Source organism: Dysgonomonas sp. Marseille-P4677, assembly GCF_016652235.1.
Lineage (GTDB): Bacteria > Bacteroidota > Bacteroidia > Bacteroidales > Dysgonomonadaceae > Dysgonomonas.
In genome coordinates this window covers 1-11,451 of sequence record NZ_JAEPKU010000139.1, presented here as the reverse complement: position 1 = coordinate 11,451, position 11,451 = coordinate 1, and the positions used below count along the sequence as shown (strand labels likewise).

Below are 11,451 nucleotides of genomic sequence, written 5' to 3'. Positions count from 1 at the left end.
TTCTATATTTGTACATAATAAGAGGAAGTTCCGTTTTCCAAAACTTAAAAAAACGTCCTTTTTCCTTCTTCCTATATTTATATATATGTATGAAATAGCGCCCTGTAAGCTGATTTAGATATCTTACAGTTTGCGATCTGGGATAAAAAGTGCGGGCGTACGACAAGTCGTCTGTGAGTTCTATAAAGTTGTCCGCCAGCGTTTCTGCCGGAATATCTTTATTTTTTGTCTGGTTGTCGATCTGCTGCCACTTGTTCCTATTCTCTTTTACGAATGCGGCCTCTCTCATCAAACAATAGTTTGTTTTTATTATGTCATCGCAAATATAGTCCTTTGTATAAAAAGAATGAAGAAAAAAGGCTAATAATCATTCAAAAAAATTAAATTTGTCAACTATTAGGTTCTGAAAGACATTTATATCATTAATTACACTGAGATGTCTGTATTTACGAAAATAATAAATTGGCATACGGCCTTACACTTTTTGCAATGATAATAGAAGTACAAACCACTCAAAATGTAACAATCGATTATGAAACGGCAGGTTTAGGCCAACGCATACTTGCCTACCTTATAGATTTCGCCTTTCTCGTCTTATGGGTCATCGGTTGTATCTGGATTCTAGGGATGATTTCCTCATTTGGCATGGATTCTGTTTTTGCCGGAAACCTAGGATCTATTTTTATATTTATTTTGATTTTTTTCCCGGTTATTTTTTATGATCTTTTATTTGAAATCTTGAATAATGGACAAAGCCTTGGTAAGATGATTATGAAGATAAAAGTTGTAAATATTGACGGTACTGTTCCTTCTACAAGCTCTTTTTTAATAAGATGGCTATTCCGATTAGTAGATTTTAGCATGACCGAAGGTTTCTTGGCTGTAATAATGGTTGCAGTAACAAAAAAATCACAAAGATTGGGGGATTTACTGGCTGGAACAACAGTGATAGATTTAAAACTAAATAATCGAAACAGAGAATTACATATAACCGACCTTGATTTTCACGAAGATTATAAGGTTTCTTATACCGATGTCTTAGATAGGCTATCCGATAAGGATATTCAAACAATAACATCCATTATAGAGGATCAGCGGATGCGAGATAGTGATTATTTCAATCAACGATTAGCAGATAGAATAAAAGCCATAACAGGATATACTTATGATGGACCCGATAGAGTGTTTTTAAAAAAGGTTGTTAGTGATTATAATTATCTGGCTGTGCAAGAATAAAATAATGAAGGAGGTTTAATAAACCTCCTTTTCTTATTCGTATCATTTTGTTTTATTCTCTTTTTTTGCTGTTTGGGGTTTCTTGCCTACAGAACCTCCTTTAAGTTTTTCTTCAACTTTTTCTTTCGTTGCGGCTCTAACTCTCCCAGTAGTTTTTACTGATTTTGTTATTTCTTTTTCCTCAACATACTTAGGCTTAATTTCTGTTGTAGGTTTACTATCTGCCTTTTTAGATATCTCTAGCTTTTCTACCTTTTCTTGCAGACGATCTATTTCATCAGCCTGATTATGGATTGTTGTCAATAATGCGTTTAGCTCCTCATTATCAATAGAACTAGGAAACTCAGAATCTACTCTCTCTTTGAAATCACTCAACACATTCATATATGTATTGAAAGCTTCGTAAGGAGACGAATATGGGCTAAAAGGCAATTCATTTTTAGTACCCATATAATAGAAATGATCACTTGATTGCAAATACATCCAGTCTTGTATCAAACGTCTCGATTCGCTCATACTAACGCGTTCAGCAATATCATATAACTTCTTGAAGGCTTCTTGTTGCAACGTATTTCCTAACCAAGGGGAAACATCTTTTTCTTCACCGACCCATGAAATAGGATGCATTGACGAAATTTTTCCAACAGGCTTCAACGTATTGATTATTTCGGATGGAGTTGCAAAACCTATATTCTTTTCGGCTGCAAAGCGAGGTAATACCTTCATGAAGTCGAAAATCCCCGAACTCTTTTTCTGGAAGTTGCCCAAAACTTCGTAGTTCATAAAAAGATTTATAACTTGTTCCTCTTTCGGCGTACCGGCTATCCAGTTTATAAACTTATCAGCTGTAAGAGGGTATTCATTCCAACTGTAATTAGAAAAGCGAGTGGCTATGTCATCGCTAAACCTTCCATTACGTAGCAGTAAACTAAGTTTTGGTTGTTCAGCCGACTGATAAAGATAATTTGGGCTTTTCCATCCTAACGTTCGCTTAGCTCCTTCGGTAACTATTCCCTTAAATCCCATTTCATGAACTAACGTGGCAATTTCATCTGAAAAAATCAATTCTGTATTACGAAATACTTTAGGCTTTTGTCCAAAAAGAACTTCAATTTTTTCATCATGTATCTTTACTTGCCTTTTAAAACCTTCCGGATCTATCAAAGATGCCAAAGAGTGCCCTTGCGTCTCCGAAAGGAACTCTACACAACCTGTATCGGCAAGTTCCTTAAACCCATCAATAACTTCCGGTGCGTATATTTCCATTTGGTCTAATGCGACCCCGGAAATAGAAAATGCGACTTTAAACTTTCCATTATATTCTTTTATCATATCCAGCATTAATCGGTTAGCCGGAACGAAAGACACCTCCGCTACACGCTGTATAAAATCTTCATTAGCAAAGTCGTCGTAATAATAATGATCCCCACCTATATTGAAAAATCTATAACGTTTCAATCTATGTGGTTGATGTATCTGGAAATAGAAACAAATATTTTTCATAATTATATCGGTTGTTTTAAGGTCGCAGACCTATTTATTATTATTGTAATTGCAACAACTATTGTCTGTTATGATCTTAAAATTTAACATTCAATACTTTATTTACTTATTTACACAAATTGTTGTATATATCTCTTACTTTTTGACCCGCGTATTCCCATTTGATATTATCAACCTCTTCTTTACCCTCCTTACTGAGAAACTCAGCCAAGGCATCATATGTACATATTGAATAGATCGCATCGGCCATCGCTTCCACATCCCAGTAGTCTATTTTAATAGCTCTATCTAGTATTTCGGCGCACCCCGATTGTCTCGATATAATGGTGGGTATACTACACTGCATGGCTTCCAAAGGAGATATTCCAAATGGCTCTGACACAGATGGCATAACATAGACATCACTTCTTTTGAGCATCTCGTACACCTGCTTACCTTTAAGAAAGCCTGTAAAATGGAAACGATCTGATATACCTTTTTCTGCGGCCAAGTAAATCATTCTCTCCATCATATCTCCACTTCCGGCCATAACAAAACGTATATGTTTTGCCTTCTCTAAGACCTTGGCGGCAGCCTCTACAAAATATTCCGGTCCCTTTTGCATGGTTATTCTACCAAGGAAGGTAACAACTTTATCTTTGGTTCCCCTACTAGGATTAATAGCCATTACTTCAGGACTCAAAGGTTCTACTGCATTATGTACAGTTGTTACCTTTGCCGGATTTTGGTTGTATTTCTCAATAACGGTTCTTCTAGTAAGCTCACTGACACAAATAATATGGTCAGCATAGTCCATCCCATTTTTTTCTATTTGATATACCTGCGGATTCACATTTCCACGGCTACGATCGAAGTCAGTCGCATGAACATGTATAACTAAAGGTTTCCCCAATATATTTTTGGCATGTATTCCGGCTGGATAAGTGAGCCAGTCGTGTGAATGGATTATATCATATTGGTGGGCACGTGCAATTACACCTGCCACTATCGAGTAATTATTTATTTCTTCAAGCAGGTTGTCGGGATATTTCCCCGAAAATTCAATACAACCAAGATCATTGGTATACAAGTAACTGAAATCGGCATAAATATGATCTCTCAGGTCATAATACTCCTGAGGATCCATGTATTTGGATAGCCTTTCACTTACATAATCCCAATAAACGTCGCGCCATACAACAGGAGTATTACATGCTCCGATAATCTTAAGGAAACTTTGATCTTCGTCTCCCCAAGGCTTTGGTATAACGAAGGTTATGTCCATATCGGGTTGCATAGCCATACCTCTGGTTAGGCCGTAACTTGCTGTTCCGAGTCCTCCCAATATATGAGGAGGAAACTCCCATCCAAACATTAATGCTTTCATATCAGTCTAAAATTAAGCATTAATAAAATATAGAAAACAATAACAAATAAATTTCCTTCTCTCATTAATATTATTTATGTTATCAATTTAATATTCATCAGCAAACGATCGTTGCAGGTTTATCGCCCTAAGTACTCCGGCTACACTTATAGAATAAGATATAGGACCATGTCCGAAATATGGAATATTTCCGTCATACAAGGCTGATAAAGAACCTATACAATCATTAGACATTTCTTCTTCAACACCGATTAGCAACCTATCCAGAAACGAGTATCCACTACGTTGAAATATCTTAAGATATGCTTCCATATAGGGACCAAGCAACCATGGCCATGCAGCTCCTCTGTATGCACTGTCGATTTTATTTTCTATTGAGCCTTCTACACGAGGCCTGAATCCAATACTTTTAGGACTTAGTGTACGTATTCCTTTAGGTGTCAATAACTCTTTTGTCACAAAATCCAGAACGGACTTACTTTGGCGTCTGTCTAACAGAGGATAATCAAGAGATATAGCTAATAGCATATTAGGCCTGACACTCCAATCTACATAATTGCCTACTGCATAGTCATACAAATATCCACTATCATTCAGAAATACCTCTATAAATGACGTTCTAACGACTTCAGCTAAAAGCGCCATCTTCTTTTGGAGTTTCTCTTCTTCAAGATTCTCTGCAATATCTTGAGTAAACCTCAGGGCATTATACCAAAATGCATTAACCTCAACAAGACATCCTGTGCGCGCAAGGCGTGGTGTATCTGCCGAATCAGAATTATTCATCCAGCAAGGATAGCCAATTTGGCTATCTACAGTGAGTAATCCATTTGTCAAAGGTGTTAAATTCGGGTGCTTTCCTTCTTGTATGAATGAAACCACACGTTTTGTTAAATCAGCGTATTTTGCATAGAACCGTTCTTTATCGGCATCTGCATATCTTTTCAAAGCCCATACGAACCAAAGTAGCACATCAGCATTTCCTATATCACTAAGAAAACCCTCAATTGGCTTATTTTGCATAAATGCTTCAATAGTAGGTACGGCTGTATCAACTATCTCTTCAAAAGCCTCCGGTCTGCCAATACCAATAGTCAGTCCCGGTAGAGACATAAACTGTTCTCGCGCTTTAACCCGCCCCCATGGATAACTATTTAATAAATATAAATCATCTTTCGTTGGACGAAAATAAAATTGATGTGCTGAGTTTTTCAGACAATTATAAAAAGAAGATCGTGGTGTACGCTCTTTTATTCCGTCTAAAAATAAAGAAGATAATTTACTGGTATCGGCTTTTACATCACTCGCCGAAAAGATAATAGATTCCCCTTTTTTGATAGGCAATTCAAAATAACCGGGAACATACAGATCTTCTTTATATGGAAGTCCGTCTTCCTGATCGCGTGTATATTCTATACCCTTATTCCAATGCGGATCAAATACAAAATTGACTTCTTTGCTAAATTGCATAAATAAATCTGGATATCCGCTGTACATACACATACTAATTCCGTTTTCAACCTCTTTGTAACCATGATTAGCGACAGTGTTCTCACTAGTTAATGCATTATTTTCACGAAACGCCAAAAAAGGCTTAAAACGCATGGTTGTTGGAGAGTGTGCATCGAGCAAAGTGTATCGGATTAGTATTGTATTATCTTTGAGTGAAAACATTTTTTCTTTTGATAAAATAACACCTCCTACTCTGTATATTGTTCGGGGTAATGAGTCGCAGTTAAACTCTCGAATATATTTATGCCCCATAGGACTATAATTATCCCCATCGTACTTATGAATTCCAAGATTAAAATCTGCACCATGTTGTATCACTGTTTCATCGAAAGATGAAAGTAAAACATGGTTTGTATTATTTAGCTTAGGAACAGGTAAAACAAGCAATCCATGCTGTTTACGTGTATTACACTCTACTAAAGTAGTACAGTGATAAGCTCCGCGACGATTTGTTCTTAAAATTTCTCTCTTAAGAGAGTATTCTAGATTCACCATCCGGCTCTTATCAAATTTCAGATATGTATTAGTTTTATTACTGTCCATAATTCATTAGCCGTTACATTGTCTATTCATAAAAAATAAACGCTTAAAAGTACATTCTCATTTGTTTCGTTTTTAAAGATAGTGAAAAATGTTAAGTTAAAACAGTAAAGAAGCGGATGTTTATTAACATAAAAAATGTGATAAAAATTACACAAAGATTATTTTTTTATTATTTAGAATAATTTTATATTAGACAAAGTTCACAAAAACCATTTTAAAAATCTGAATCATAACATATTGACATATACAACTCAATGATTCAAAGATAACTTATTTGGCAAAAGAATGGCTATTGCTGAGTATTTTTATATATTTGTAGTCCGAAAAAACAAGGTGTGATATATAGAAATTGAAATAAAATTAATTATATGCTTTCATTTATTACCTGGGATATTGATCCTGAAGCTTTTTCCTTATTCGGGCGAGAAATTCGCTGGTATGGTATCCTTTGGGCTACAGGGGTTCTTTGTACATCACTGGTTGTACAAAAGATGTATAAATCGGAGAAACTACCCGATAAATGGTTTGACTCGCTATTTATATATGTTTTAACAGGTTTAATAATAGGTGCACGTCTGGGACATTGTTTATTTTATGAACCTCTAGGATATCTTTCGAACCCATTAAGTCTTTTGGAAGTATGGAAAGGAGGATTGGCTAGTCATGGAGGTGCTATCGGGATGGTTATAGGTGTTTGTCTCTACTCTTTAAGCATAACAAATAAAAAACTAAACTGGAAATATATTATTATAGCAGGTCTGTTTGGATTTATTATTGGAGGAGTGGCAAAATATATTTCTGATCCGACTAACCTCGACGGAAACTTAGGTATTGCATTTTTAGGATTATCTGTAGGAGTTTGTATAGCTATGTTATATACATCATACCCTACTGCTATTCAATCACTGGACAGATTAATCGTAGGGGTTGCAATTGGAGCTACTTTTATACGATTAGGCAACCTGATGAATCATGAAATATACGGAGGAGCATTAGATAAGCCTTGGGCTTTTCGATTTATCTTGAATTTAGATAAATGGAAACAAGGGGCAGAACCTATATATTCACTACCAAGTCATCCTACACAAATATATGAAGCCCTTACATACTTTTGTGTTTTCCTCATAGGTATGTTTTTGTATTACAAAACAAATGCAAGAAAGAGAACCGGGCTAATTTTAGGAATTTCCTTAATTGGCATATTCCTATCTCGTTTTATAGTTGAATTTATCAAAAATGCTCAAGTTGACTATGAAGCGGATATGATTCTGAATATGGGCCAGTTATTAAGCATACCATTTGTAATTTGGGGCATATGGTTGGTTTGGAGTGCATTGAGCCGAAAAGATGAAATAGTACCGACGAACAATAATAAAACAAAATAAATAGCAGTAATTAAGATAGTATGTTAAAGCCTATTCAACTAAAAGAAGATCTATATTATATCGGTGTAAATGACCGCACAAAGCATCTATTCGAAAATTTATGGCCTCTACCTAAAGGGGTTTCATATAATTCTTACCTTATTACGGATGAAAAAAACGCATTATTTGACACTGTAGATGTCTGCTATTCGGATGTTTTCTTCCATAAATTGGAAATAGCATTGAATGGAAAACAGCTCGATTATGTAATAATCAATCACATGGAGCCCGATCACTCTGGTTCTCTTGGTTTATTGAGAAGTAGATATCCCAATGTACAGATTATAGGAAATAAACGTACAGCTGATATGGTACAAGGATTTTACGGGCTTACAGATGGAGTAAAAGTTATTGAAGATGGGGAACAATTATCGTTAGGCAAACACAATCTGGTATTTCACCTGACTCCTATGGTGCACTGGCCGGAGACGATGATGACATACGATACAGTATACAAAATAATATTCTCTGGAGACGCTTTCGGTACATTTGGCACACTTGATGGAGGTATAACCGATACACAATTACACCCTGAAAGATATTATGATGAGATGATTCGTTACTATTCAAATGTGGTTGGTAAATTTGGATCTCCGGTACAAAAAGCGTTAGAAAAATTATCCTCGTTAGAAATTGAGATGATTTGTTCTACTCACGGTCCGGTATGGACTATGAACGAACAAATAAAAAAAGTTATCTCTATTTACGATAAACTCAGTCGTTATGAAGGAGATGAAGGTGTTGTAATTGCATATGGAAGTATGTACGGAAACACCGAACAAATGGCTGAAACTATAGCCTACGAATTAGCTCAACAAGGTATTAAAGAGGTAATCCTACATAACGTTTCTAAACGATCTCACTCATACATTATCCGCGATATATTTAAGTATAAAGGCCTGATTGTAGGGTCACCTACATACAACAATAAATTATTCCCTGAAGTAGAATACCTACTATCCAAAATAGAAGGACGCGATATGAAACACCGCTACTTCGGTTATTTCGGCTCATTTACATGGGCAGGAGCAGCAGTAAAACGTTTGGCTCAGTTTGCACAAGATACCAAATTTGAGGTAATCGGTTCTCCTGTCGAAATGAAACAGGCTATGGGATTAGACACTTACGATGCGTGTATTTCGTTAGGTAAATCTATGGCTGACCGACTAAAGCAAGATAGATAAATCATAATTGATTTTACAAAAAAACAAATAAACCCTAAAAGTATTATTACTCTTAGGGTTTATTTTATATAGCTATTCTTTATGTAAAAAAATCTGCTATTCCTGATAATCTACCCAACCTCCTTGATTTGCTATAGCATCGACAACAGCAACTGTCGTGAGATTAATGATATTTCTCACCGAACTTTCTATATCAGTAAAATGAACAGGCTTGCGTAATCCCATCTGAATAGGTCCTATACTTTCGCCTGCAATACCTAGTTCGATCAATAGTTTACTCGAAATATTGGCTGAACTTAGATTGGGAAATATTAATGTATTAACATCTTTTCCTTTAATAGAATTGAATGGAAAAGTTTTATCTCTCAAATCCTTATTCATCGCAAAATTTAGTTGCATTTCACCATCAATCTCATATTCAGGATAATTTTCATGAAAATATTTGATCGCATTCGATATACTTCTAGGACTACCGTTATCGTCCGAACCATAATTTGAAAACGACAACATAGCCATAACAGGCTTTGTCGCAAAATATTTAACAGCATCATGAGTCAGCTTAACTATCTCTTTCAATGCATCTTCATCCGGCCAACGATTAATCAACGTATCGGCCAAAAAATATGGACCTTTTTTTGTTTGCACAATATGCATAGCTGCAAAATGGTTAAAATGAGGACGAAGCCCTATTACCTCTAATGCCGTGCGCGCAAACTCGCGATAATGGCTATATATGCCTGTAATAACCGCATCTGCATCACCTGTTTCAACCATCATCATACCAAAATAATTACGATCACTCATTTTTTCAAATGCTTCCTGATAACGGATGCCTTCTCTCGACCTATTATCACTTAACTTCTGAGCATATCTGGCTCTACGAATATCTTCCGAAATATGACGATGGTCTATTATCTCTACACCATCCAATTCCAATCCATTATCTTTTGCAATATTCCTAATTCGATCTTCACTACCTAGCAATATAGGGTAACAGATACCATCTTTCTTCGAGAATATAGCAGCCTTTATCATATTAATATGGTTACCTTCACAGTATACAACTCGCTTAGGATCGCTCTTAGCCAAATTAGTAAGGCGATGAATAAGTGTATTACTATAACCCATCTTCTCTACCAACCTATCTTCATAAGCATCCCAATCACTTATTGCCTTACGGGCCTCACCACTCTCGATAGCAGCTTTAGCAACTGCAATTGATACTGTTGCCAATAATCGGGGATCAAGAGGTTTGGGTATAATATATTCTTTTCCAAAATATAAGCGTTTAATTTCATAAGCTGTATTGATAACATCTGGTACAGGTTCTTTAGCCAGTTGCGCAATAGCCTTTGCTGCAGCCATTTTCATTTCTTCATTTATCCCTGTAGCTCTAACATCCAAAGCCCCTCTAAAAATATAGGGGAATCCTAGAACATTATTTACCTGATTGGGATAATCAGAACGGCCTGTTGCAAAAATAAGATCGTCACGAGAATCCATTGCTTCCTCATAAGATATTTCAGGATTAGGGTTAGCCAACGCAAATACAATTGGAGCATCATTCATTTTACGAATCATATCCTTAGTCAATATATCCGCTTTAGACAATCCGAGAAATACATCTGCACCCACTATAGCTTGCTCTAAAGAGACAAGATCGCTATCAATAGCGAAACATTTTTTCGTTTCGTTTAAGTCATTGCGACGAGTTGTTATTACCCCTTTACTATCGCACATTATTACATTTTCTTTGCGAACGCCAAATTTCATATACAGGTTGGTACAAGCAATGGCCGAGGCTCCGGCTCCATTCACGACCAGTTTAATCTTAGAGATGTCCTTTCCTGTAATATCCAGAGCATTCAACAATGCTGCAGAAGAAATAATAGCCGTTCCATGCTGGTCGTCGTGCATGACAGGAATATCAAGTTCTTTTTTTAGCCTTCTTTCTATTTCAAAACATTCGGGAGCCTTTATATCTTCAAGATTTATCCCTCCAAAAGTTGGAGCAATAGCTTTTACGGTTTGTATAAATTTTTCAGGATCTTTTTCGTCAATCTCAATATCAAAAACATCAATTCCTGCAAAGATTTTAAATAACAATCCTTTCCCTTCCATTACAGGCTTTCCGGCCAATGCTCCGATATCTCCAAGCCCCAAAACTGCGGTTCCATTTGATATAACCGCAACCAGATTCCCTTTCGAAGTATAATCATAAGCCGTTTGAGGATCTTTTTCTATTTCGAGACAAGGCTCAGCAACACCGGGCGAGTATGCTAAAGCTAAATCGGTTTGGGTACTATGCGGTTTTGTAGGAATCACTTCTATTTTCCCCGGCTTACCCGATGAGTGATACTTTAAAGCTGCTTCTTTTGTGACTTTAGGCATAATCTTAGATGTTTAAGTTTTTACTAATAATTATTAGCTATGTGTTCATCAAAGTTACAAAAAAGGGATATTATAAATACATAAGTTCACAAAATCATTTTGACAAAACAAATGTGTTTTTTAACATAATAAAACAAAGATAAAGCCAACACATATAGCTTAAAACACACAATAAGTTTCACAAAGTCAATAAATAAAAAAAAGTTTTTAAACCAATATACCAAATATCAATTTAATAAGGTTTTAATTAAAAATAATGATGTATTTCCTATTTGGAAATACATCATTATTT

Annotated in this window: 7 protein-coding genes and 1 pseudogene; 3 read left to right on the top strand and 5 right to left on the bottom strand. The window is 35.8% G+C overall.

Going from position 1 to position 11,451, the window contains the following annotated elements; all coding sequences use genetic code 11:
- A pseudogene (locus tag JGH11_RS16900) lies at positions 1 to 289 on the bottom strand (stage II sporulation protein M); the annotation flags it as partial.
- A gap of 200 nt (positions 290 to 489) precedes the next feature.
- Here JGH11_RS16900 and JGH11_RS16895 point away from each other — a divergent pair.
- The gene (locus JGH11_RS16895) at positions 490 to 1,236 is read left to right on the top strand and encodes an RDD family protein (RefSeq protein ID WP_201113779.1); all 747 of its coding nucleotides are present in this window, start codon (positions 490 to 492) and stop codon (positions 1,234 to 1,236) included.
- A 42-nt stretch (positions 1,237 to 1,278) separates the two neighbouring features.
- On the opposite strand, the gene JGH11_RS16890 is transcribed toward JGH11_RS16895, so the two are convergent.
- The 3 genes from JGH11_RS16890 to JGH11_RS16880 all read right to left on the bottom strand — a co-directional run bounded on the left by JGH11_RS16890 (position 1,279) and on the right by JGH11_RS16880 (position 6,160).
- Entirely contained in the window at positions 1,279 to 2,739 is a 1,461-nt protein-coding gene (locus JGH11_RS16890) for a glycoside hydrolase family 57 protein (protein WP_201113777.1), read from the bottom strand.
- 106 nt (positions 2,740 to 2,845) lie between these two features.
- Positions 2,846 to 4,105, bottom strand: a complete 1,260-nt coding sequence (locus JGH11_RS16885; RefSeq protein WP_201113776.1) for a glycosyltransferase — start codon at positions 4,103 to 4,105, stop codon at positions 2,846 to 2,848.
- Between the two features lie 87 nt (positions 4,106 to 4,192).
- A complete protein-coding gene (locus tag JGH11_RS16880; protein ID WP_201113775.1) occupies positions 4,193 to 6,160 on the bottom strand; it encodes a glycogen debranching enzyme N-terminal domain-containing protein in 1,968 nt (655 codons plus the stop codon).
- 368 nt (positions 6,161 to 6,528) lie between these two features.
- Here JGH11_RS16880 and JGH11_RS16875 point away from each other — a divergent pair, with 368 nt between their 5' ends.
- Both JGH11_RS16875 and JGH11_RS16870 read left to right on the top strand, forming a co-directional pair.
- Positions 6,529 to 7,545 (top strand): prolipoprotein diacylglyceryl transferase, encoded by a 1,017-nt coding sequence (locus tag JGH11_RS16875; RefSeq protein ID WP_201113774.1) that lies wholly within the window; start codon positions 6,529 to 6,531, stop codon positions 7,543 to 7,545.
- Between the two features lie 20 nt (positions 7,546 to 7,565).
- Positions 7,566 to 8,768 carry an FprA family A-type flavoprotein gene (locus JGH11_RS16870; RefSeq protein ID WP_201113773.1) on the top strand — a complete coding sequence of 401 codons (1,203 nt, stop codon included), beginning with the start codon at positions 7,566 to 7,568 and terminating at the stop codon, positions 8,766 to 8,768.
- A gap of 96 nt (positions 8,769 to 8,864) precedes the next feature.
- Here JGH11_RS16870 and JGH11_RS16865 read toward each other — a convergent pair whose 3' ends face one another.
- Positions 8,865 to 11,159, bottom strand: coding sequence for an NADP-dependent malic enzyme (locus tag JGH11_RS16865; RefSeq protein WP_201113772.1), 2,295 nt, complete (start codon positions 11,157 to 11,159; stop codon positions 8,865 to 8,867).
- Positions 11,160 to 11,451 lie beyond the last annotated feature (292 nt).

Bases quoted from the DNA above. Each gene is read 5' to 3' on its own strand.
- JGH11_RS16890 (WP_201113777.1), bottom strand. From the start codon at position 2,739: ATGAAAAATATTTGTTTCTATTTCCAGATACATCAACCACATAGATTG.
- JGH11_RS16870 (WP_201113773.1), top strand. From the start codon at position 7,566: ATGTTAAAGCCTATTCAACTAAAAGAAGATCTATATTATATCGGTGTA.
- JGH11_RS16880 (WP_201113775.1), bottom strand. From the start codon at position 6,160: ATGGACAGTAATAAAACTAATACATATCTGAAATTTGATAAGAGCCGG.
- JGH11_RS16885 (WP_201113776.1), bottom strand. From the start codon at position 4,105: ATGAAAGCATTAATGTTTGGATGGGAGTTTCCTCCTCATATATTGGGA.
- JGH11_RS16875 (WP_201113774.1), top strand. From the start codon at position 6,529: ATGCTTTCATTTATTACCTGGGATATTGATCCTGAAGCTTTTTCCTTA.
- JGH11_RS16895 (WP_201113779.1), top strand. From the start codon at position 490: ATGATAATAGAAGTACAAACCACTCAAAATGTAACAATCGATTATGAA.
- JGH11_RS16865 (WP_201113772.1), bottom strand. From the start codon at position 11,159: ATGCCTAAAGTCACAAAAGAAGCAGCTTTAAAGTATCACTCATCGGGT.